The sequence below is a fragment of the Ensifer sp. Root423 genome (genome assembly GCF_001426275.1).
In the GTDB taxonomy this organism is placed as follows: Bacteria; Pseudomonadota; Alphaproteobacteria; order Rhizobiales; family Rhizobiaceae; genus Ensifer; species Ensifer adhaerens.
In genome coordinates this window covers 259,348-282,671 of the sequence record NZ_LMEG01000043.1, presented here as the reverse complement: position 1 = coordinate 282,671, position 23,324 = coordinate 259,348, and the positions used below count along the sequence as shown (strand labels likewise).

The 23,324-nt window shown below is 62.2% G+C and carries 20 protein-coding genes; 7 read left to right on the top strand and 13 right to left on the bottom strand.

Annotated features, from left to right (window positions below):
• Positions 1–94: 94 nt before the first annotated feature.
• Genes ASD01_RS26565 through pcaF form a run of 3 tightly spaced genes read left to right on the top strand, consistent with a single transcriptional unit; the run spans position 95 to position 2,954 of the window.
• Complete coding sequence (locus ASD01_RS26565) at positions 95–955, top strand: CoA transferase subunit A (protein ID WP_060580997.1); 861 nt, start codon at positions 95–97, stop codon at positions 953–955.
• A gap of 11 nt (positions 956–966) precedes the next feature.
• Positions 967–1,749, top strand: a complete 783-nt coding sequence (locus ASD01_RS26560) for a CoA-transferase subunit beta (protein WP_060522042.1) — start codon at positions 967–969, stop codon at positions 1,747–1,749.
• Positions 1,749–2,954 (top strand): 3-oxoadipyl-CoA thiolase, encoded by a 1,206-nt coding sequence (gene pcaF, locus ASD01_RS26555; RefSeq protein ID WP_060644702.1) that lies wholly within the window; start codon positions 1,749–1,751, stop codon positions 2,952–2,954. The genes ASD01_RS26560 and pcaF overlap by 1 nt, the downstream gene beginning before the upstream one ends.
• Positions 2,955–3,058: 104 nt before the next feature.
• On the opposite strand, the gene ASD01_RS26550 is transcribed toward pcaF, so the two are convergent.
• The 13 genes from ASD01_RS26550 to ASD01_RS26490 all read right to left on the bottom strand — a co-directional run bounded on the left by ASD01_RS26550 (position 3,059) and on the right by ASD01_RS26490 (position 20,555).
• Positions 3,059–5,071, bottom strand: coding sequence for a beta-galactosidase (locus ASD01_RS26550; RefSeq protein ID WP_060644700.1), 2,013 nt, complete (start codon positions 5,069–5,071; stop codon positions 3,059–3,061).
• Positions 5,072–5,197: 126 nt separating this feature from the next.
• A complete protein-coding gene (locus tag ASD01_RS26545; RefSeq protein WP_034805837.1) occupies positions 5,198–6,232 on the bottom strand; it encodes a LacI family DNA-binding transcriptional regulator in 1,035 nt (344 codons plus the stop codon).
• 14 nt (positions 6,233–6,246) lie between these two features.
• Entirely contained in the window at positions 6,247–7,950 is a 1,704-nt protein-coding gene (locus ASD01_RS26540) for an amylo-alpha-1,6-glucosidase (protein ID WP_060644698.1), read from the bottom strand.
• A 4-nt stretch (positions 7,951–7,954) separates the two neighbouring features.
• Positions 7,955–8,767 carry a carbohydrate ABC transporter permease gene (locus tag ASD01_RS26535; RefSeq protein WP_034805833.1) on the bottom strand — a complete coding sequence of 271 codons (813 nt, stop codon included), beginning with the start codon at positions 8,765–8,767 and terminating at the stop codon, positions 7,955–7,957.
• Complete coding sequence (locus ASD01_RS26530) at positions 8,760–9,713, bottom strand: carbohydrate ABC transporter permease (protein ID WP_244495308.1); 954 nt, start codon at positions 9,711–9,713, stop codon at positions 8,760–8,762. The genes ASD01_RS26535 and ASD01_RS26530 overlap by 8 nt, the downstream gene beginning before the upstream one ends.
• A 25-nt stretch (positions 9,714–9,738) precedes the next feature.
• Positions 9,739–10,968: an ABC transporter substrate-binding protein gene (locus ASD01_RS26525; RefSeq protein WP_060581002.1), complete on the bottom strand. Its 1,230-nt coding sequence runs from the start codon at positions 10,966–10,968 to the stop codon at positions 9,739–9,741.
• 20 nt (positions 10,969–10,988) lie between these two features.
• Entirely contained in the window at positions 10,989–12,137 is a 1,149-nt protein-coding gene (locus ASD01_RS26520) for an ABC transporter ATP-binding protein (protein ID WP_060522036.1), read from the bottom strand.
• A gap of 194 nt (positions 12,138–12,331) precedes the next feature.
• Positions 12,332–15,364 carry an aminotransferase class III-fold pyridoxal phosphate-dependent enzyme gene (locus ASD01_RS26515; RefSeq protein ID WP_060644695.1) on the bottom strand — a complete coding sequence of 1,011 codons (3,033 nt, stop codon included), beginning with the start codon at positions 15,362–15,364 and terminating at the stop codon, positions 12,332–12,334.
• A 12-nt stretch (positions 15,365–15,376) separates the two neighbouring features.
• A complete protein-coding gene (locus ASD01_RS26510) occupies positions 15,377–16,039 on the bottom strand; it encodes an SDR family oxidoreductase (protein WP_060644693.1) in 663 nt (220 codons plus the stop codon).
• Between the two features lie 10 nt (positions 16,040–16,049).
• A complete protein-coding gene (locus tag ASD01_RS26505; protein ID WP_060644691.1) occupies positions 16,050–17,705 on the bottom strand; it encodes an amino acid ABC transporter permease in 1,656 nt (551 codons plus the stop codon).
• 74 nt (positions 17,706–17,779) lie between these two features.
• The gene (locus ASD01_RS26500) at positions 17,780–18,526 is read right to left on the bottom strand and encodes a transporter substrate-binding domain-containing protein (protein WP_034805816.1); all 747 of its coding nucleotides are present in this window, start codon (positions 18,524–18,526) and stop codon (positions 17,780–17,782) included.
• Between the two features lie 19 nt (positions 18,527–18,545).
• Positions 18,546–19,619, bottom strand: a complete 1,074-nt coding sequence (locus ASD01_RS26495) for a LacI family DNA-binding transcriptional regulator (protein WP_034805813.1) — start codon at positions 19,617–19,619, stop codon at positions 18,546–18,548.
• 180 nt (positions 19,620–19,799) lie between these two features.
• Positions 19,800–20,555 carry an SDR family NAD(P)-dependent oxidoreductase gene (locus ASD01_RS26490; protein WP_034805810.1) on the bottom strand — a complete coding sequence of 252 codons (756 nt, stop codon included), beginning with the start codon at positions 20,553–20,555 and terminating at the stop codon, positions 19,800–19,802.
• A gap of 330 nt (positions 20,556–20,885) precedes the next feature.
• On the opposite strand from ASD01_RS26490, the gene ASD01_RS26485 reads away from it, so the two are divergent.
• From ASD01_RS26485 to ASD01_RS26475, 4 genes are all read left to right on the top strand, one after another.
• Positions 20,886–21,473: a L,D-transpeptidase gene (locus ASD01_RS26485; RefSeq protein WP_060530487.1), complete on the top strand. Its 588-nt coding sequence runs from the start codon at positions 20,886–20,888 to the stop codon at positions 21,471–21,473.
• A 190-nt stretch (positions 21,474–21,663) separates the two neighbouring features.
• On the top strand, positions 21,664–21,795 hold the full coding sequence (locus ASD01_RS36995; protein ID WP_077963089.1) for an ABC transporter: 132 nt from the start codon (positions 21,664–21,666) through the stop codon (positions 21,793–21,795).
• A gap of 145 nt (positions 21,796–21,940) precedes the next feature.
• Positions 21,941–22,513 carry a hypothetical protein gene (locus ASD01_RS26480; RefSeq protein ID WP_060581005.1) on the top strand — a complete coding sequence of 191 codons (573 nt, stop codon included), beginning with the start codon at positions 21,941–21,943 and terminating at the stop codon, positions 22,511–22,513.
• 218 nt (positions 22,514–22,731) lie between these two features.
• The gene (locus ASD01_RS26475) at positions 22,732–23,319 is read left to right on the top strand and encodes a protein-S-isoprenylcysteine O-methyltransferase (protein ID WP_034805804.1); all 588 of its coding nucleotides are present in this window, start codon (positions 22,732–22,734) and stop codon (positions 23,317–23,319) included.
• Positions 23,320–23,324: the final 5 nt, after the last annotated feature.

The following is a 23,324-nucleotide window of genomic DNA, read 5'->3' as shown; positions in this document are numbered from 1 at the left end:
GATCGGCGCTTATTGGCATCCGGAAGAGGAAGGCGCCGGCTGCCCGTGGGGCGACGAAGGCCACGAACAGATCACTGAGACCAAGAGAGGAAACATGGCGAAGATCGTTTCGCTCGCCGAGGCTGTCGGCGACAATGTCAGGGATGGCGACACCGTCGCCATGGAAGGCTTCACCCATCTGATCCCCTATGCCGCGGGGCATGAGGTGATCCGCCAGGGTCGCAAGGACCTCTATCTGGTGCGTATGACGCCGGACATTCTCTATGACCAGCTGATCGGCGTGGGTGCGGCGCGTGGCATGAAGTTTTCCTGGGGCGGCAATCCCGGCGTCGGCTCGCTGCATCGCTTCCGCGACGCCGTCGAAAACCAATGGCCGCGGCCGCTGGAGATCGAGGAGCATTCCCACGCGGCGATGGCCAACGCCTATGAGGCGGGTGCCGCCAACCTGCCGTTTGCGACGCTGCGTGGTTACATCGGCGCCGACCTGCCGAAGGTAAACCCCAACATCAAGTCGGTCACCTGCCCGTTTACCGGCGAAGTGCTTGCGGCCGTACCGGCGATCCGCCCTGACGTCACGATCATTCATGCGCAACGCGCAGACAGGAAGGGCAACGTGCTGATCGAAGGCATCGTCGGCGTGCAGAAGGAGGCGGTTCTTGCCGCCAAGCGCTCGATCGTCACGGTGGAGGAGATCGTCGACGAGCTCAACCCACCGTCGCCCAATTCCCTCGTGCTGCCCCGCTGGGCCGTCACATCGGTTGCTCACGTTCCGGGCGGCGCCTTCCCGTCCTATGCGCACGGTTACTACCCGCGCTCCAACGCCTTCTACATCGGCTGGGACGAGATCGCCCGCGACCGCGATAGCTTCACCGCCTGGATCAAGGAAAACGTGCTCGACGCCAGGCCGGAAGATTTCGCCAAGCATGCCGGCAACAAACCGGCAAAAGCGGCCTGAGGGAGGATAGAATGAGCGACTTCACCCCTACCGAAATGATGACCATCGCCGCTTCCCGGGCGCTTTCCAACGACGACGTCTGCTTCGTTGGCATCGGCGCGCCCTCGGCCGCCTGCAACGTCGCGCGGCTGACGCATGCACCCGATATCACGCTGATCTACGAGAGCGGCACGGTCGGCACCAAGCCGGATGTGCTGCCGCTTTCGATCGGCGATGGCGAACTCTGCGACACGGCCCTTTTCACCGTGTCGGTGCCGGAGATGTTCCGCTACTGGCTGCAGGGCGGGCGTATCACGACAGGCTTCCTCGGTGGCGCCCAGATCGACAAGTTCGCGAACCTCAACACCACGGTCGTCGGCCCCTATGACCACCCGAAGGTGCGTCTGCCCGGTGGTGGCGGCGCTCCGGAGATTGCCTCCAATTGCGGCCGCATCTTCATCACCATGGCGCTCTCCAGGCGCGGCTTCGTCGAGAAGCTGCCCTTCATTACCTCCATGGGCCACGGCGACGGCGGCGACCACCGCGAACGGTTGGGCATGAAGACCAAGGGACCGACGCGCGTCATCACCGACCTCTGCATCCTGGAGCCGCATCCGCAAACCAAGGAACTGACCGTCGTTTCGATCCATCCCGGCGTCACGCGCGAGCAGATCGTCGAGAATTGCGGCTGGGCGATCAGGTTCGCCGAGGAAGTGATCGAGACGCCGGCCCCGTCCGAACTCGAACTCAAGACCCTTCGTGACATCAACGCTCGCACCAAGAAGGCGCATCAGGGCGACAAGGAGGCTGCGTGATGGCCGAGGCTTTCATCTGCGACTACATCCGCACCCCGATCGGCCGGTTCGGCGGCTCACTCTCATCGGTCAGGGCCGACGACCTCGGTGCGGTCCCACTTCGCGCTCTGATGGAGCGTAATGCCGATGTCGACTGGGACGCCGTCGACGACGTGATCTTCGGCTGCGCCAACCAGGCGGGCGAGGACAACCGCAACGTCGCGCGCATGTCGCTGCTCCTGGCCGGTCTGCCGGTCGGCGTCACCGGGACGACGATCAACCGGCTTTGCGGCTCCGGCATGGATGCGGTCATCACGGCAGCCCGCGCCATCAAATCGGGCGAAGCCGAGCTGATGATCGCCGGTGGCGTCGAGAGCATGTCACGCGCGCCCTTCGTGATGCCGAAGGCCGATGCCGCCTTCTCCCGCAACGCCGAAATCTACGACACGACCATCGGCTGGCGCTTCATCAATCCCCTGATGAAGAAGCAATATGGCGTCGATTCGATGCCAGAGACGGGCGAGAACGTCGCGGCTGACTTTCACGTCAGCCGCGAAGACCAGGATGCGTTTGCTGTGCGCAGCCAGGCAAAGGCAGCGGCCGCGCAGGCCAATGGCCGGCTGGCGAAAGAGATCGTTTCGGTGACGATCCCGCAGCGCAAGGGCGAGCCCGTTATCGTCGATCGCGACGAGCACCCGCGCGCGACGACGATGGAGGCGCTTGCCAAGCTCGGCACGCCCTTCAGACAAGAAGGCGGCACGGTGACCGCCGGCAACGCCTCCGGCGTCAACGATGGCGCAACGGCCCTGATCATCGCCTCGGAAGCGGCAGCGAAGAAATACGGCCTCAGGCCGATCGCCCGCATCCTCGGTGGGGCTACCGCCGGCGTACCGCCGCGCATCATGGGCTTCGGCCCGGCTCCGGCATCGAAGAAGCTGATGGCCCGCCTCGGTCTCACGCAGGCGCAATTCGACGTGATCGAACTCAACGAGGCCTTCGCCTCGCAGGGGCTCGCCACGCTTCGCGACCTCGGCATTGCCGACGACGATCCGCGCGTTAACCGCAACGGCGGCGCGATCGCGCTCGGCCACCCCCTCGGCATGTCCGGCGCCCGCATCACCGGCACGGCGGCACTCGAACTGCACGAGACCGGCGGGCGCTATTCGCTGTCGACCATGTGCATTGGCGTGGGCCAGGGCATCGCCGTGGCGCTGGAACGCGCCTGACCACGGAAAAGTACGAAACGCAAAGAGCCCGGCCTGTTTCCAAAGCCGGGCTCTTTGCTTTTAGGTGCTACCGGTCGGTCGGCGGGCGATAACCCGCCTTCCGATCACTCCGTCCAGATCGCGACGTCGACCGGGCCGAGCTTGCGGCCGCCGACATGGAAGGTTGCGCCCGCAGACGCCGGCACGTCCACCGCCGTCTTGCCGTAGTTGAAGGCAAAGGTGAGCTTGCCGCGGCGGGTGATGCGCAGATCGCCAAGATCGGCGAGCGCCTCAACCGAAGCCCAGCCGAGCGCATCGCCAATCACCTTGTCCAAGAGCTCGCCGCGTGCACCCGTTGCCATGTAGCGTGCCTTGTCGTTGCCGACGAGCGCCGGGGCGCCGTTGCGGTAGTCACCCTCGAAGGTCGCAAGCACGGTTTCGTTGGTGCGAACCGTCTCGCGCCAGACGCCGGCCGGATAGGTCTCGTTGCCGTAAAGTACACTCTCGCCGTGGAATTCCGGCAGCGACTCGACACGCGCGACGCTGACGTCGATCAGCGCGGCGAGCGGACCCGGCGGCAGGCCCTCCGGAATATGCATGTCCTCGGTCTTGCTGCCGCTGCGCGGTCCGAAAAGCACCTTGGCACCCGACGCCGCAAGCTTTTGAACGAAGGCCTGTTCGGGGATCACGAGGTCGGGTGCCAGCACCAGCTGGTAGCCTTCGAGGTCCGAGTGCTGGCCGATGATGTCGACATCGACGCCGAGGCGGGCGACGGTCGAATACCAGTCGAGCGCGATCTGCGAAGCCAGATAGGTGCGGCCCTGCGGCAGCGCCCTGGTCGCCCAGCGCGAATTGTAGTCGAGCAGGATCGCGACTTTCGCCTTCTCGCGGCGCTCGCCCTTCGGCAAACGCTTCATCTCATCGGCCACCTGCGCGACTTCGAGATAGCCCTGGTCAGCCTCGCTGTTCGGAAGCAGCAGGCCGGCATGGAACTGCTCCTGCGCAAACGGCACCTGGCGCCAGCGGAAATAGGAGACCATGTCGACGCCGTGAGCGTAAGCGAGCCAGGTCCAGAGCCGGACCATGCCGTCGGCCGGCGACTGATTGTGCGAGGCCCAGTTTACCGGGCCCGGCTGCTGCTCCATCACCCAGACACGACCGTTGCCGACGGCCCGGTAGAGATCGTGGTTGAAGGCCGGCTGGTCGGGATCGCCGACGCGCAGATACCGGCCCTTGTCTTCCGAGGACAGACGGCCATTGAGCAGGCCACCCATCGGATAGACGTCCCACGACGCGATATCGATGTCCTCGCCGACCTTGTAATGGTCGAAGTCGGTGTTCTGCGACATGAAGTTGTGCGTCACCGGACGGCCCGGCGAGTGCTTGCGGATGATGTCGACCTGCGCCTTGTTGAAGCTCTTCACCTGGTCTGAGGAGAAGCGGATGTAGTCGACGATATGGGTCGGGCTCGGCTCTTCGACGAGGTTGTTCGGAAGCTCGACCTCGTCGAAGCTCAGATAGTTCATCGCCCAGAAGGCCGTACCCCAGGCGCGGTTCAGCTCCTCGACCGTGCCATAGCGGGCCTCAAGCCATTCGCGGAAGGCGCGCAGCGCCTCGTCGGAATAGCTGTAGATCGTGTCGTGGTCGCCGTACTCGTTATCGGTTTGCCAGGCATGGACGAAGGCGTTTTTGCCGTAGCGCTCGGCCATGGCTTCGGAAATCCGCGCCGCCTCGATGCGGTAGCGGCGGCTGGAGAAGCAGTAGTGACGGCGGGCGCCGAACTTGCGCACCACACCCTTGACGTCGACGGGCAGGATGTCCGGGTAGCGGTCGATCAGCCACTTCGGAGGTGCGGCGGTCGGTGTTCCCAGAATGACCTTAAGACCGGCCTTGCCGAGCACCTCGATCGCGTCGTCCAGCCACTCCCAGTGGAATTCGCCCGAGCGGGGCTCGATCTTCGCCCAGGCGAATTCGCCGATGCGCACCCAGGCAAGGCCGAGCTCGACCATGCGGCGGGCATCCTCTTCCCATTTTTCGCGCGGCCACTGCTCCGGATAGTAGCAGACGCCGAGTTCCAGCATGTCCGTCTGCTGTTCCTTGGCGTTGAAGCGGTTCGATCTCGTCAGGGGCATGTGCACGGGTCCGGTCCTTCGTCATGTATTACGGCCGGTTGGGTCCGACCTCGGGTTTTGTCTGTGCGCCCTTGAATATAAACGTTTATATTCAAGGGCATGAATGGGCGCCCTGAGTGGGCGTGAAATTCGTCAACGGTTCGGGTTCAAGCGGTCGTCGCATCGCTCGATCAGGTTCGGCATGAGCAGCGTCTGCAGCGCTTCCGGCGGCTCACCCTCCATGCGCCTGAGGATATAGGCGCCGAGCAGGCTGCTCGGCTCGCTGATCGGCAGGTAATAGGTGGTGATCGGCGGCGCGAAATACTGGCTGACGTTGAGATCGTCGGTGGCGTTGATCACCGCATCGCGGCCATGCACCAGCCCGCGCTCGTGGAAGCCCGAGAAGGCGCCGAGCGCGGAGGCTTCATTGGCGCAGATATAGGCGGTCGGCGGGTTGCCGAGCTCCGACATGGTCAGCACGTTCTCGCGGCCGAAAGCCGGCGTCAGACGGCCATGGGCGACGAGCGCCGGATCATAGGGAAGCCCCGCGACATCAAGCGCATGCCTGTAGGCTTCGTGCCGGGTGATGCCGTAGCTTAAGTCCGAGAGCGGGTTGAGCAGCGCGATGCGGCGATGACCGCGCTCGGTGAGCCGCGCCATCGACACCCGGATCATCTGCTCGTTGTCGGCATCGACATAGGCATGCGGCGCATTGTGAATGCTGGTGCCATAGGTGACGAAGGGGAAATCGGCCGCCTGCATCGTGCGGATGCGGGGATCGTCGGCGCGGGTGCCCGAGATGATGATGCCGTCGGCCTTCTTCAGCGAAACGATCTGCTTGATGACCGCCTGGCTCTCCTCGAAATTGCGGACCGCATAGAGCGAGACGCGATAGGGACTGTCTTCCAGCGCCCAGGAAATGCCGCTCAGGAGCTGGGCGTATTCGACGCCTTCCCATTCGTTCTGCTTCGGACCCGGCGCGGTCATGATGGCTGCGACCTGATAGGTCTTGCCGGTGCGTAACTGCACGCCATGCATGTTCAGTTCGTAGCCGACGCGTTCCGCCGCTTCGATCACGATCGCGCGCGTCTCCGGACGAACCTGAGGCGAATGCTTCAGGGCCTTGGAAACGGTGGCGATGGAAAGCCCCGTCTCCTGCGCAATGGTCTTGATCGTCGGTCTCTGCATGGCGGTTCTGCTCGTCACGGGTTGTCAGCGCTGAGCGATGCTGCCAGCACAAGATAGACTGCGGATGTCCAGGCGAATGCGCGATCGCGAAGGCCCCTCCCCGAGCGCGCGTCGAAGTTTTCGGCCATACCGCTTTTGCTCGCAAGTGAACAGAACTTTTCCGCGACTTCGCGCGCGAGCTCAATCTTCCCTTGCCGGCGCAGTCCATCCCAGAGAAGCAGTGTGGTCGGCGCCCAAATCGGCCCGCGCCAGTAACCGTCGTCTTCGTAGAAGGAACTCTTCGGGCTTTCCGTCGCCGGGCCCCATTCGGTGATGAAACCGCCGGCGACGAGCCGCGCGACCAGCTTCTCGCGCATGTCGGGCGTCAGCCGCGAACCGAGCAGCAGCGGCATGAACTGGATGAGGTTTTCGCCCGGCAAGATCCGCTCCGGATCCGCAGCGAGCCGGGCGCCAAAGGTCTCGCCGGTCCAGAGGCGCTCGAACAGCAGCGCCTGCAGCTCGTCTGCCTTCTGCCGCCACATCGCCCGGCGTTCTCGATCGTCTTCAAGAAGCTCGGCCAATGCCTCGCAGGCAAGGATCAGGAAAACCGGCAGATCCGGCGAGATCACCGGGCCGCCTTCGGCAAAGAAGGTGGCGTTGTCCCAGCCGCTGTCGTTGCCGTGGAAATAGGACGGCAGGCTCGTGGCATCCTTGCGTCCATGGGTCAGCCAGTAATCGACCTGTCGGCCGATGGCGTCGCGCAGGTAGGACTTGCGCTCCGCTGTCAGGAAGCCCGGATTGGCAGCTGCGATCAGCGACACCGCCCAACCGTGCACCGGCGGCTTGGTGAAGGCAAAGAGCACGTCGCGGTCGTTGATGTAATCCGGCAGCAGGCCGGAGGCGTCCTGGTGGTCGAAGATTGCGGCGAACTGATCGAAGGCGAGATCCTGATCGAAGGCCGCAACGCCCAGCGCCGAAAAGACGTTGTCCCAGCTCCAGATGTTGATCATGTGGTTCTTGGACATGAAGATCGCCGGCCGCGTCAACGCGCCACCGGCCGGCACGCCGTTCGCCCAGAGCAGATAGCTTGCCAGCCGATGCGCCTCGCCCTGGCCGTCAACACCTCCGGGAACGCGCGCGTGCCACACAGAGAATTCTGCCGTCGCATCCGAAAGCGCCTCGGCGAACCGACCGGGCCGATCAGCCGGCGGCACGGTGCGGAAGAAGTCGACATTGCCCTCGAAGGCATCCGCGCCCGAAAAGGCGAAGGACACGTCTTCGGAATGGTCGCGATGCCAGGCGCCGGTGACCTTCAGGTCGCCGGTGATCGCCCGCGGGATGAACTTGACGTTTTCGACCGCGGCGACGAGGCAATCCTCTCCGTTCGGCGTGCGGTAGACATAATCGTAACGCGAGCCTTCGAGATGAAAGCGCACGCCGGCTTGTCTGCCGGATATGTGCAGCCGCTCCCCTTCGCCGATGACGAAGGTGACTTCGCCGTCACCGACGCGTGCGTCGAGTCGTTCGGGTGAAAGCACGAGCACCGGGGTCACGGCCCTGCCTTCCGCATCAAGAAATTCCACACGGCAGAGACGGCCGAGAGACGGCCGCTCGTCGCCACCGGCGACGTGCCGAAGATAAAGCGCACGTTCGCCGTCGCGGCCCGGCACGCGCATCATCGAGAGCGTCAGGAAACGGCCCCTGCGGCTGAAGGGCACGGTATCGATATCGAACAGCATGCCGTTATCCCTTCACCGACGAGCCGACCGCGCCATCCATGATATAGCGCTGGGCGACGAAGAAGAGAGCGAGCGGCGGCAGGCAGAGGATGACGGTGATCGCCGCGATCGAGGTCACGTCCACTTCGTGCAGGCCCTTGAACATGGAGAGGCCGAGCGTGAGGGTGTATTTCGACTGGTCGTTGAGGAAGATCAACGGGCCGAGATAGTCGTTCCAGGCATTCATGAAGTGGAAGGTGCCGACCAGCACCAGCGCCGGCATCATTAGCGGCAGATGGATGCGCCAGTAGATGTCAAAAGCGTTGGCGCCATCCATGCGGGCGGCTTCGTCGATCTCCATGGGCACAGTCATGATGTACTGGCGCAAAAGGAAGACGAAGAAAGCATCGGCGAAATAGGCGGGCACGATCAAGGGCTTCAGCGTGTTGATCCAGCCGAGCAGGTTGAACTCCATGTAGAGCGGGATCATCTTCACGTCCCACGGGATCATCATGGTGGCGAGCAGCAGGATGAACAGCGGGTCGCGGCCGGGGAAGCGGAAGCGGGCAAAGCCATAGGCAACCAGCGACGACGAGATCAGCTGGCCGATCGTCGACAGCACGACGACGATCACCGAATTGGTGAGGTAGGTGCCGAAGGGCTGCTTGTTCCAGGCGGCGGCAAAGTTCTCCCAGTGCCATTCCGACGGCCAGAAGACTGGCGGGAACTGGTAGAGCTCGGCGGAGCTTTTGATCGCCGTCATGAAGGTCCAGTAGAACGGCGCGATGAACAGCGCCGAGAGCAGGATGAGCGCGGAATAGAGCAGCGTCTTACGCATTGTGCTCTCCATCGTTCTGGCGAACTTCGCCTTCGTAATAGACCCAGGCAGCCGACCAGCGCATGACGCCGAGGCTGAGCAGGAGCACGATGATGAACATCACCCAGGAGCCGGCGGCGGCATAGCCCATGTCGAAATACTTGAAGGCGTTGTCGTAGATGTACATGGCGAAGAAATAGGTGGAGCCGAGCGGTCCGCCCTTGGTCAGAAGCAGCGCGATCGTCAGCTGCTGGAAGGCCGAGATGATCGAGGTGATGAAGGTGAAGAGCAGCATCGGCCCGAGCATCGGCAGGGTGATGAAGACCATCTGCGCCCAGCCGGGAACGCCCGAAACGGTTGCGGCCTCGTAGAGCTCCTTCGGGATGGCTTTCAGGCCCGTCAAGAGGATCAGCATCGTGCCGCCGAGCCCCCAGAGGCTGGCGATGATGATGGCGACGATCGCCAGGTTCGGATCGCCGAGCCAGTTCGGCCCGTCGATGCCGACGAAGGAGAGCATGAAGTTCAAGAGCCCGTATTCCCGGCTGTAGATCCAGCTCCAGATCGTCACCAGCGCGACGCCGGAAATGACGCTCGGCAGGTAGAAGGCGGTGCGGAAGAAGCCGCTGGCGAAGGTGATGTTATGCAACATCAGCGCCAGCAGGAACGACATGACGATGTTGAACGGCACATAGATTGCCGCAAACTTGACCGTAATCCAGAGGCTTTCCCAGAACTGCGGATCCTCGAACAGCATGGAACAATAGTTTTCGAGCCCGACGAACGTGCGTTCACCGACGACGGGCCAGTCGTAGAAGCTCATTGTCAACGAGAAGACGAGCGGGCCAAGCGTGAAGAACAGAAACCCGAGGATCCACGGGGAAATGAACAGATAGGCCGCGATATGGCGGGCGAAGGCCGAGCGCTTGCGCTTGGCCGCGGCCGGCACTGCGGCTGTTGCATAGGTCATGTCCATCTCCCCGGGCTCCCTTGTCTTACTTGATCAGCCGCTTCGAGCGGGCAACCGCCTCGTCGAGATGCTGCTTGGCATTGCCCTGGTCGATCATCGTCGCCTCGATGGCGCGAGCGAGATTGTCCTGAACCTTGCCCCAGTTGGCGTTCTTCAGGAACGCATGGGTTTCGGTGTTGGAGGTCGCGAGAATGTCGAAGAACGGCTTGTAGATCGGGTCCTTGGTCATGCCCTTTTCTTCCGCAACGCTGGTGCGCACCGGCAGGTCGTTGATGCGCATGGCAACCGCTTCCGGCGAGGAGAAGAACTTGACGAATTCCCAGGCGAGGTCCGGATGGGCCGCATCCTTGGCGATCGAGATCGCCGAAACGCCGAGCGCCGAGTGGGCGGTCTTGTCGCCGAACTTCGGCAGTGGTGCTACGCCATACTTGATGCCGGATGCATCGATGCCCGACTTCGACCACATGGCACTCTGGAACATCGCGATCTTGCCGCCCTTGAACAGCGTGCTGCCCGACGTGTCGTCGCCGAGGTTCAGCGTGATCGCTTCCTGCTTCTTGGCCATGTCGCCGAACATGTCGAGGACCTGGGCGGCGGCGTCGCTGTTCATGTAGCCGTCGATCTTTTTGCCATCGTCGGAAATGTACTTGGTGCCGTTCGACCAGAGGAACTGCTCGAAATCATAAGGGTCGGGCTTGGCGTCGACGGCAAAGCCATAGACCTTGTTTGGCTCGTCGCGGAACTTGGCAGCCTTGGCGCGCAGGTCGTCCCAGGTCCAGCCGTCCTTCGGTTCCTCGACGCCGGCCCTGGCGAACATGTCCTTGTTGTAGAACACCACCTGGGTGGTGAAGCCCGACGGCATGCCGTAGGTCTTGCCCTCGACACGAACCGTGTTCATCAGGCCCTTCGGGAAATCGTCCGGCTTGATCTCGGCCGCATCCTTGGCGATCAGATCGTCGAGCGGCTTCAGCGACGTGTAATATTGCGGAAAGTTCCACATATACATGACGTCAGGCGGGTTGCCGGCGCCGAAGGCGGCGATCAGCTTCTGATCGTAACCGTCGGCATAAGGTTCGACCTGAACCTTCACGCCTGGATGCTTTTCCTCGAACTTCTTGGCGATTTCCTGCTGGATCGCCAGGCTTTCGTCCGTATCCCAGGTCGCAAAACGCAAGGTCTCTTCTGCGCGAGCCGTGGCGGTTCCGGCGATCGCCAGAACCATCAGCGAGCCGATGATCGACTTCCTGTTGAGCATGTTTCTCCTCCTCCTTCGGGTTACGCGACCCGCTTTGCCTTTTCCTGATTGATGAGCGCCTGCGTCTCGCCATCGAGACGTCGGGCAACCGCCTGGCCATCGCCGTCGAACAGATGGCAATGCTCGGCCGGCAGACGCAGATGCACGCGCTCGCGGGCGGAAACCGGATGCGTGCCGCGCACGACCGCGGTCATGTCGCCACCATTCTGAAGGCTGATATGGACGTGGCTTTCCGTGCCGAGCCGCTCGACGAGGCGCACGTCGCCGACGAGGTGACCCTCCTCGGCCGAAACCAGCTCGATCTTGTCCGGGCGAATGCCGAGCGTCACCGACTTGGGCTTGGCGACCGGTGCGGCCGAGAGCATTTCAAGCGTGAGCGGATGGGCGAGACCACCGCCGTTGAGCGTCACCGCCGTATCGACCTGCGACGTCACTTCGGTGGTCACGAAGTTCATGCGCGGCGAGCCGATGAAGCCGGCGACGAACAGGTTGGCCGGCTGATAGAAGAGTTCGAGCGGCGTACCGAACTGGCTGACCTTGCCCTTGTCGAGCACAACGACACGATCGGACAGCGTCATCGCTTCCACCTGGTCGTGGGTCACATAGATCATCGTCACGCCGAGACGTTCATGCAGCGCCGCAAGTTCGACGCGCATGGTGACGCGCAGGCCCGCGTCGAGGTTCGACAGCGGCTCGTCGAGCAGGAAGAGCTTTGGCTCACGCACGATCGCGCGGCCGATCGCCACGCGCTGGCGCTGGCCGCCGGAAAGCTGGCGCGGCTTGCGGGCCAGCAGTTCCTTGATGCGCAGGATGTCGGCAGCGCTCTCGACGCGGCGGTCGATCTCGTCGCGTTTCATGCCGTTCAGCGCCAGACCGAAGGACAGGTTCTTGCGCACGTTCATGTGCGGATAAAGCGCGTAGTTCTGGAAGACCATGGCGATGTCGCGCTTGGCCGAAGCGACGTCGGTGATATCGCGATCGCCGAGATGGATCGAGCCGCCGTCGAGATCCTCGAGGCCGGCGATCGAGCGCAGCAGCGTGCTCTTGCCGCAGCCGGACGGACCGAGGAAGCAGACGAACTCGCCGTCGGCGATATCGAGGTTGATACCCTTCAAGACTTCGAGCGAACCAAAGCCTTTGCGCAAATTGTCGATGCGGATCGCTGCCAACGGGCCCTCCCTGCCGGCGGAGCACTGCTGCGGCCAACGGCCGAGTTGCAGCACCAAGTTAAACGTTTATATGCACGATAAAAACGTTTAACTTTCTTGTAAAGCGGAAAATCGCATCGATCCGATTTTGCTGTTGAGAGCAGAGAGCAATGACACAACGGCCGCCCGGAGGCGGCCGTTTTTGGTCTTTTGTCTCAGACGCTTAGACGCTGAAGCGTATCGTCCAGCGCATCGAGGAAGCGGTCGCAATCCTCGGCGCTGAAGGGCGCCGGCGGCTTCACCTTCAGCACGTTGTGGTGCGGTCCCTCGCTGCTCAAGAGAATGCGGTGCTTGCGCTTCATCTCGGCAATGACGAAATCAAGCTCGGGCGCTGCCGGCTCCAGCGTCTCGCGGTCGCGCACCAGTTCGATGCCGTTGAAGAGGCCGTGGCCTCTGACATCACCGATGATCGCGTGTTTGCCGGCGAGCGTCCGCGCCCCGTCCATCAGCCTGTCACCGACGACGCGGCAATGGTTCATTAGCCGCTCGTCGCGGATGACATCGAGCACGGCAAGGCCGATCTCGGCCGAGACCGGATTGCCGCCGAAGGTGTTGAAATACTCCATGCCGTTGGCAAAGGAGGCCGCGATCGCTTCGGTCGTGACGACGGCCGCCATCGGGTGGCCGTTGCCTATCGGCTTGCCCATGGTGACGATGTCAGGCACGACGCCCTGGAGTTCATGCGCCCACATGTGGCTGCCCACGCGGCCGAAGCCCACCTGCACCTCGTCGGCGAGGCAGAGGCCGCCGGCGGCGCGCACATGCGCATAGGCTTCGCGCAGATACCTTTCCGGAAGCGACAATTGCCCACCGGTCCCAAGAATGCCTTCGCTGAAGAAAAGCGCCGGGCGGCGACCATCGGCAGCAAGAACCGCAACCTGGCTGCGCACATCCTCGGCATATTTCCGGCCCGCATCCGCGTCACCATAGCGATAGCGCCCGCGATAAAGGTCCGGCATCTCGGCGACCTTCACATGCAACGCCTGCCCTTCCCCGCCCTTGCCGGCGAACTTGTAGGGGCTGACGTCGATCAGGCTCGACAGGTGGCCGTGATAGGCGTGGTCGACGGTGATGATGTCGCGATTGCCGGTATAGGCGCGCGCCAGCCGGATCGCGAGGTCGTTCGCCTCGCTGCCGGAATTGACGAAGAAGCAGACGTTGAGCGGATCCGGAAACTGAGCGGCGAGCCTGCGGGAATATTCGACCAGCGAATCGTGCAGGTAGCGCGAATTGGTGTTCAGCCGCTGCATCTGCGCCTGTGCGGCCTTGACGACGCGCGGGTGGCAATGGCCGACGTGGCAGACATTGTTGACCATGTCGAGCCAGCGCGTGCCGTCCTCGTCGATCAGATACGCGCCTTCGCCACCGACGATCTTCAAGGGTGTCGCGCTATAGGCGATGCTCAGCGACCGACCAATGCGACGATGGCGTTCACGCACAAGAAAGGCCTTGTCGCGCGGGACGATCACAGAGACCGGCACCGAAAGGCCAAGCACGACGCTCGGGTCCGGGCTCACTTCGCGCCAGACCTGCCATTGATCGCGCACGCCGACGCCATGCATCTGTCCGGCGAGACCGAGATGATCGGTGACGATCTGGAAATGCAGATGCGGCGCCCAGTTGCCGTTTTCGTCAGCGGAACCGAAGGCGGCAAAAACCTCGCCCTTGGCGATCGCCTGCCCCTTGGCGAGCTTGGCAACGCTGTTGCGCGAAAGATGACCGTAGAGCGTCCAGAAGCGCAGACCGCCTTCGACCTCGTGCTCGAGAAGTACGGTCGGACCGAAACCAAAGGCAACCGCGTCGTCGTGTATGTAGGCGACCTTGCCGGCGAAGGGTGCCGAGACCGGCTCGCCCGCCGGCGCGAAGATGTCGACGCCGAGATGCACCGAGCGCCGCGCGCCTTCGATCGCGGTCTCATAGGCGTCGCCCTGGTAGATCCCGCGATCCTCGCCGTAGAGGCCGATGCCGAAGGCGGCGCCTTCGCTGCCGATCTGGGCCATGATGCGGGCTTCAGCTTCCGCCGCATCGAGGCTTGACCATCGCGCGGCCTCCGGGCCGGCGGCGGAGAAATCGAACACCGTCACCTTCGGTTTTTTGACCGAGGGCCGAACGATCGGCGCGAAGTCATGCGCGTTCTTTTCGAGCCAGCGAACCACGGCAGCGGCATGCGGGATCGGCGCAAAGCCGCAGGCATCCCGGATGCGCGCGATGGCGATTGCGCGGTTTTCGCCCTGCAGGCGATTGAGTTCGCGCCAGACATCCTCCTGGCTGACGAGCAGATAGGTATTCTCAGGATTGTCGCGGATCTGCTTTGCCGCCATGCACATGCTGACGGCGTAGCGGGTCTTGACCAGATCGAAGACCAGGTCGACTTCCGCCTCGCTTAGCAGATTGACCTGATGGTAGGCGCCGGCAAGGGCTGCAACCGTGCCGACCGGATCGGGAGACCCGATCAGCGCATAGGCAGAGGCGACGGCGATCTCGATCACGCGCCAGGTCTCGACCATATCACCGAAGTCGAGCAAGCCGCTGACAACGCCATCCTTGTCGAGCAGCACGTTGTAGTCGTTGGCGTCGTTGTGAATGACCTGCTTCGGGCAGGAGGCAAGACGCGGAAGGACCGTCGAAGAAAAGTGCTCGAGGATCGCCTGAACCGCTCCCCGCTTGTCGGCGCCGTCGATCAGTTCCACATGGCAAGCGTGCATGTCGGCGCGGCCGATGTCCCAGGCATAGAGCCGATTGGCGCCCGCATGGGAGAAATCTTCGAGGCCGCGGTCAAGACCGGCGAGCAGGCGCCCGAGGCTTTCGGCGCTCGCCATGTCGCGAAGCGGCGCCTTCGCCCAGATATCGCCGGGCAGCCAGGCGAGCAGCCGTGCGGTGCGCGGGCCTCGAAGTTCGATCTTGCTGGTGACGCCACCCGAGCGATCGCGAAACGTCCGTGAGATCGGCAGCCCCGAATCCTTGGCGGCGATGTGTTCGAGCACCGCAATCTGCATCTCGAGTTCGTCCGCATCGCCGGCAGCGTGCAGCTTCAACAGATACTCCTGACCATCGTTAGCAGAGACACGATAGTTGAGATCGTGCTCGCCCGGCAGCGGCGAGAGGCTTGCCTCGATGCCGTAGGTCTCAATGAGCCAGATCCGGATCGTTGCCAGTTCCTGCTCGGTTCTCAAATCTCTGTCTGCCATTTCACTGTCCTGTCACCACGAAACCCGGCGCCCGTCATAGGCGCGGAAACTGCCGCTATCGGCCAAACCTGTGCTGTCGATGATCGCCTTCAGCCCGGCAGCACTTGTCGCCACCGAAACGACGGCTTCGCTGCCGCCCATATCCGTCTGCACCCAACCAGGATGCAGCGAGACGACGGAAATCCCGTCGCCCTTCAGATCCTGCGCCAGCTTGACCGTCGCCATGTTCAGGGCCGCCTTGGAGCAGCGATAGGCATAGTCGCCGTCATCATCATCGAGCGTGCCTTCGGCAAGGGAGCCGGCGCGGCTGCTGATATTGGCGACGACGCGATGTTCGCCGGCGCGCAGGTTCGCAAGGAGCGCCCGCGTCACCAGCAGCGGAGCCAGCGCATTGACGCGCATAACGTCGAGAAAATCGCCCGGTTCAAGCGTCGCGAGGCCGCCGGTATCGCCGCGCACGGCCGCATTGTTGATCAGCAGATCGATCGCGACGCCTTGCAGCGACTGACCGAGAGCCTCGATCGATGCGGGATCGGCAACGTCCAGCACCAACCGATCCGCCGAACCTTCGCTCGCGACCGGTCCCCGCTGGCAGGCGATCACCCGCCAGCCGTCTTCGGCGTAAAGCCGCGCGAGTTCCGAGCCGAGGCCGCGGGAGGTACCTGATATCAGCACCGTGCGAGATTTAGCGGTGCTTGATGTCATATTTCCGCTCGATCATGTTGACGAGGCTGGCCGCCGCCAACGTCAGGAAGATGTAGAAGATCGCCGCCGAGTTATAGGGCGCGAACGGCAGGAAGCTTGCCGACTGGAACTCCCGCATGCGCTGGGTGATGTCGCGGATCGACAGGATCGACAGCAGCGACGTGTCCTTGAGGATCGCGATCAGTTCGTTGCCAAGCGGCGGGATGATGATGCGGAAAGCCTGCGGCAGCACGACGAGACGCGCCGTCTGCCAACGGTTGAGGCCGATGCTGCGCGCCGCTTCGACCTGGCCGACCGGGATTGCATTGATGCCCGAGCGGAAGATTTCGGCGAGATAGGCCGAATAGGCGAGTGCCATCGCGACGATGCCGCGCATCAGGTTTGGCGGGTCGAGCACCCCTTGCGTCGCGTCCTTCAACGCCCCGCTCAAGGGCAGGCCGACATAAAGCACGATCACCAGCATCGGAATGCCGCGGATCGTATCGACGATGAACTCCGAGCCGATCGCCAGAGGATGGCGCTGGTGCAGATAGCCGCCGAAAGTGAGAAGGCCAAGGATGATGGCAAGTACGGCGACGGTGACACCGGCGGCACGGTCGCGGTCGTTGAGCGCCTCGGTCTTCCACAGGACCGGCATGTCTGTCGGAGCGGAGGCAGCCGGCAGCAAGGCCCCGGAAACGCCTTCGCCCTTGGCGATCGACGCCAGCGCCTCGGTCGGGCCGACGAAGGTGCGGACCGGCGTTTCCGTCTGCGGCGCGCCTTCATACTGACCGAAACGCACGGCGCTGATGAGCCCCGCCGGCGTATTGGTGATGATGCCGACCTTGCCGTCCAGCGTGCCGGCGAGCACGTAGGTGTCGCGCGGCTGCATGAGGAACCAGCCGGCCGCAACCGCCAGCACCAGGGTGGCGATCGCAAAATAGAGGCTGGTCCTGACGGTTGAGTGCAGTTGCAACAGCCCAACCCAGACAAGGCCCATGAGCGCCGCCAGGATATAAGCTGCGATCGCCGCGCGGATGGTGGTCGCCACACCGGCCGCAAAGGCGATATGGGCGAAGAAGAAGATGAAGACGAGACCCGCACCGTTGACGAGGCCGATGATCCAGCGCGCGATGCGGCGCGACCTTCCGTCAGGAGGAGCATCGGGACGTCTGCTCCAGAAATGAAGACCAAGACCAATCAGCGTGACCCCCAGATAGGCGGGAAACAGCCAGGCCTCGACGCCCTGCACCATGAGATCCGCAGCCTCGGTCAATTGCCGTGGTGTCACGCCCTTTGCGATCAATGTCGACTTGAACGGATCGACGCCATTGGCGACGACGGACGCGATGAAGGGATGGATATTGTGGCCGATGACGAGAACGGCGGCGGCAGCGAGATTGAGGAGCGCCGCCACATTGGCGAGGCGCGGACGCGGCGCCTTGGCGCGCGAGAATACGAGCACCGCGATGCCCGAAGTAAATGCGATCGCCAGCGCCAGAAAGCCAGGCACGAAGGCCGACGAACCGTTTTCGACACCGAGGATCGCCCGCAGCGAGCGCTGATAGTCGCCGGAGGAAATAAACAGGTAGATGATGAAGGGCAGCGCGGTCAGGATGATCAGATTGCTCGGACGCACGCTTCTCAGGAACGACATTCATTCCTCCGGGGGCATAGATTAGACAGACGGAGGACCCGGAGCATGCTCCGGGTCCGATCGGCGTTGAGAACTTACTTCAGGCCCCAATACTTGCTGATCAGCTGGTCGAGCGTGCCGTCGTCCTTGATCATCTTCAGGCCTTCGTTGAAAGCCGCAACATTCTCATCGCCCTTGCGGAAGACGAGGCCGAGCGGGTCAGATTCGAGGTCCTTGATGGCTACGACGAGCTCGCCGGCAAACTCGCGCTCATAGGCAGCGGCATTGGCGCCGTTGATGACGACGCCGTCGACGTCCTTATTCTTGAGCGCGATGATCGCGGCGCTGAACGTGTCGTAAGCAGCGACGTTCTCCTTGCCGACGACGCTTTCGGCGACTTGGGCGTCCGTCGTGTTTGCCTGGGCGGAAAGCTTTCTGCCGGCATTCTTGAACGCGTCGAGCGTGATGCCCTGGTCGTCAGCGCGCATGAGCACAGCCTGGCTGTTGACGATGTAGGGATCGGAAAAATCCATCGCCTTCTTGCGTTCCTCAGTGATCGAGACGCCGGAGGCGACGAGGTCGAAGCTGCCCTGGTCAAGTGCTGCGAAGATGCCATCCCAGCCGGTCGTGATAAATTCGGCCTGGCAGTTGATCTTGGCGCAGACGGCATTGACCACGTCGACATCGAAACCGACCACTTGTCCGGTTGCCGGATCGATGCTCTCCATCGGCGGCGAGGTCGTGTCGGATCCGACCTTCAGCAGTTTGCCGCCGAGGTCGGCGGCATGGGACACGCTCGAAGCAAGGGCTGCTACGGCCAGGGCAATCATCAGTTTCTTCATGGTTCTCCTCCTTGGATGATTAACTTTGGATCAGGCGGCCGCCGAGATTATCGGGCTGGCGCGCGATCAGTGTCGGCCTGAAGACCTGCCGCAACGCGTCAGGGTCCTCCCCCTCCATGCGGCGCAGCAGGAATTGCCCGAGCGTGCGACCGAGCACCTCGATCGGCTGATAGAAAGTCGTGATCGGCGGCGTGAAATAGGCGCTGACGTTGATGTCGTCATAGGCGATGACGTCAACATCGACGCCGACCTGGCGTCCGAGGCTGCCGAGCCCCGAGAGCACGCCGAGCGTGGTGGATTCGTTGATGCAGACGAAGGCGGTCGGAGCGTCGTCGAGCTGCAGGAAATCGATCACCGTCTGCCGGCCGAAATGGGTCGAGAGGTCGCCTTCGGCAATCAGATCCATCGGGGCTTCCAGGCCGGCCTCGCGAAACGCCCGGACGAAACCGTCGATCCTGTCGAGCGCGTAGGAAAGCCGCCGCTCCGGATTGACGAGCGCGATCCGCCGGTGGCCGCCGGCGATCAGCCGCGCGGTCGCCGCATGCGCTGCCCATTCGTTGTCGATGTCGACATGGGCATAGTTGAGATCCCCGCGGCAGCGCCCCATCGAGACGAAGGGGAAATCCTCAGCGACGAGCAGATCGATGCGCGGGTCATCGGCGAGAATACCGGAGAAGATCAGGCCATCGGCAAGCCCCTGATCGACGATGCGGCGCGCCGCGTCCGCGCCATCGGCCGCGTCGCGGATCACGTGCACCGACATGCGGTAGTCGGTGCCATCGAGTGCCTGGCTGATGCCGCTGAGGGTCTGGGTGTATTCGACGCCGTCCCATTCATAGTCGCGTGCCGCAGTCACCGGCATCAGCACGGCGGCCTGAAAGCTCTTGCCGGTGCGAAGCGCCATGCCGCGGGCGTTGGCCTGATAGCCGACCTCACGGGCTGCCTTGTAGATGATGTCTCTGGTCGCCGGCGCGACCACCGGGGATTCGCGCAAGGCCTTCGAGATCGTTGCGATGGAATAGCCCGTCATCTCGGCCAGGGTCTTGATCGTCGGCGTCGGCGTGCGCCGCGCCCTGTGCATCTCAGTCGCCATGCACCCTCCCAGGCCTCGACCTCTCCTGAACATAGAGGTAACAGCCAATAAAAACGTTTTCAAGGAAAATAAAAACGTTTTTATTTTCGCGTCGCAACAAGCCGCAGCGCGATACCGGACGCGCGCATCTACGTGCCTAGAACCATAGGGAGGTGATCTAAAGAGTGAATACGCCGCCCGTTAGTGAGCGGTGTAGGCGCCGTCAACGAGATGAACGCTCCCGGTGATGAAACTCGCCTGCTCGGACAACAGGAAACAGATCAGGGCAGCAACCTCATCCGGCGTACCGAGACGACCCATCGGCTGCAGAGACATCATGCGCCTGTTTTTTGCCACGTCAGCATTTTCCGCCGAGAGCGGCGTGTCGATCCAACCAGGCGCCACGGCATTGATACGAATTCCCGTTCGGGCATATTCGATTGCAGCAGCCTTCGTCAGCCCAACCACTGCATGCTTGGCGGCCGTGTAGGCGGCTGCGGCCGGCAGAGCGACAGCGCCCAGAATGGAAGAGGTATTGACGATGGCACCCCCGCCCTGAGCGACCATGGCCGCGATCTCGTACTTCATACAATAGAAGACGCCGTGCAGGTTCACATTCATCAATGCGTGCCAGCCATCAACTGGATAGTCGGCGGTCGCCTTGCGGACCCCATCGACGCCGGCATTGTTGACCGCCAGATGCAGACCGCCGCAGGTCTTAACAGCGAAGGCAACCAGCTTTTCCACGGCGGCAGCGTCAGCAACATCGACGGCAACGTCGTGGGCTGCGCCCCCCTTCGCGCGAAGCTCCGCAACGATGTTGCGCGCACCCTCAGCGTCGACGTCGGCAGCCACCACTTCTGCCCCCTCGGCAGCGAGTTGCCGACACACGGCTGCGCCAATTCCCGAACCCGCGCCAGTCACGAGCGCTACCTTGCCAGCGAAGCCTAAATTCATGCTGCCATTCCTAATTTACATGTTTCGACCCGTCGAGCGTGCACGACATCGCAAGTCATTTCATGGGCGCACATCGGGCCCCGATCTTCCAACCTGGCTGATGCAACTACACACAAGAATCGCAGCAAATTTTAATCCAATCCATGCATCACACCCATCCTCTCGTTCCAGATATACAATCCTTTTCGTTCATCCCCTGGGACGCAGAAAAAATATTAAGCGTCATCTGATTATCTGCTTGCAAGCCTCACTTGATTCATTGGAACTTGGCCAGGCAATATTGTAATGCTAGAAAGATTCGGGGCGTACCATTTTTCTCAGCAGGTAAAGATGGACAATCACCGCATTACACGGAGACTCCTGTTAATCGGCAGCCTTGGCTTGTTGGCGGGATGCAGTTCAACTTGGCAAGGCGTCTCCTTTCCGTCCCTATACGGCGGCACCCCGGGCGTTGATCGTCGCTACCGAAAACGGCACGTCCGATATGACGGCAACGAGCCGGCCGGAACGATCCTTGTCGACACATCGCAACGCTACCTCTACTCGATCGAAAGTGGTGGATGGGCGATGCGCTACGGAATCGGCGTCGGAGAAGAAGGCCTAACCCTCAAGGGGCGGGCAGTTGTCGGTCGAAAGGCGGAATGGCCGACATGGACACCGACGGCAAGCATGATCCGACGCAAGCCGGAATTGGCGCAATACGCCGGTGGCGTTACAGGCGGCCCTCACAACCCGCTAGGGGCGTCGGCTCTATACCTTTATCGCAATGGACAGGACACCAAGTTCCGGCTCCACGGTACGAATGCGCCCTGGACAATAGGGCAAGCCGTTTCCAACGGCTGCATCCGCCTCACCAACGAGGACATCGTCGACCTATACGCACGGACACCGATTGGAACTTCGGTATTGATCATTTGAAGCCGTACTCTATCTGAGTTTGACATTGGAGTAGGGCCCAGCACGCTTTGATGGATTATTTAAACTTCGGTAACGATAAACCGACCAACGAGCGTGTTATTTCTGCACTAGGACGAATCTCGAATTGCCGGTAATACTATGAATGTAGCCTTCGAATAACCATTCCGACAACAGAGGAAAGGAAATATTGATGAGCCGAATTCTAATCGTGACAGTTGCGTTGCTTTCCGTGGCCAGCCTCGCCGCTTGCGGGACAATCGGTAAAGGCAAAGGCAAGGCGCCACCACCGGTGGCTGAAGAACCAGCGCCCGTTTACAAATAGTCACTGACCTTAGTTCGGGGAGGACCTCACAGTCCTTCCCGCCCTGTCTGACCGTGGCCGGCTTGGCCACATTTCGCGGCGCGAATCGAAATCCACCAGTCGCACCTTCGCAGCCTGATCAGAATTTGGGAGACATCGCGCAGAAATGACTCGTTCACGAGGTCGTATTTCGTTCGCCGTCCTGGCCGCAATCGCGGTTACGGCGTGTCAATCGCAGGACAAGGGCCCTCAGCCGCGATTCGTCTCAAGCTACGCGGGCACAACGTCACAACAGCGCGATCAGGGCTATTTCATTGAGTTCCGCTCTCGTTATGCCCTCAGTTACGGTCACTCCTACGTAATTTTTGGCCGGCTCAGCAAGTCTGGAGCAATGGTCAATCCAGAAGTTGCGGGGCTTGCCCCAGCGACAAACGATACCGCTCCCTATGTAATTGGTCACGTTTTGCCGGTGCCGGCCGAAACTGGCGCCAGTGACGGTGATCTGGAGGAACAGTACAGGTCCGCGAGCTGGCGCGTCATGTTGACGGAAGCGGAGTATCGCGACGTCGTTGCCAAGATCCGAAAGCTCAAGTCCGAAGCCCGCTTCTGGCAGGCGTCAATCTACAACTGCAACGCTTTCGTCGCCGACATCGCCCGCTCCATGGGCTACAAGACACCAGGCATCTGGCTCAGGCCCCAGCAGTTCATCACGAGACTACGCGAGATGAACGGCGGATAGGCTGAAAGAACACGCGCACCCCTCCGAACGGTCAACAAGGACCGCTTGCGCCATCATCGGCTGCCATCACCACCCTTGGCTGCTGATTATGGGTATCGGCTGGCCGTCGACGTTTCGGTACCTTGTCAGGTCGAGGCGGCGCGTGGCAGTCTCACCTACGCTTGCCGCTTCGGTGATCGAACCCTGCAGCAAAAGAGCTTGAGTGAAACAACGTGAACATGTCTGTCGCTTCCATTGGCGAAATCGTCTGGGTCATAGGCATCATTGCCTGGTACGTTATCCGTTATCCCTTTGAGCGCCGGGCAAAGCGCGTGCGGGTGATGAGCAGTCGTCGCTCGGCGAGCGATACGATCGGTCTGGCCGCTGCGTTGGCGGGCCTTGCGATTTTGCCCGGATTGTATGTTGCAACGGGAATCCCCGCTTTCGCCGACTATACGGGGCGCCCATGGTCGGTGGGTCTTGGCGGCGTCATCTTCGCCTTGGCTCTATGGACGTTCCGCCGCACCCACAAGGAACTCGGCCGAAACTGGTCGATCTCGCTGGAAATTCGCGAAAAACATCAGTTGATCTGCGGGGGCCCTTACGCCCTCGTGCGCCATCCGATGTACACCAGTTTCCTGCTCATGGGCGTTGGCCAGCTGTTTCTGCTGTCGAACTGGGTGGCTGGCCTCGTGGGTGTCCTTGGCTTCGCTGTGCTTTTCTTCCTGCGTGTAAGCAAGGAGGAGCGCCTGATGCTGGAATTCTTCGGGCCCGAATATCGCGCTTACATGGACAGGACGAAGCGAATTATACCCTATATCTATTAGAGGTG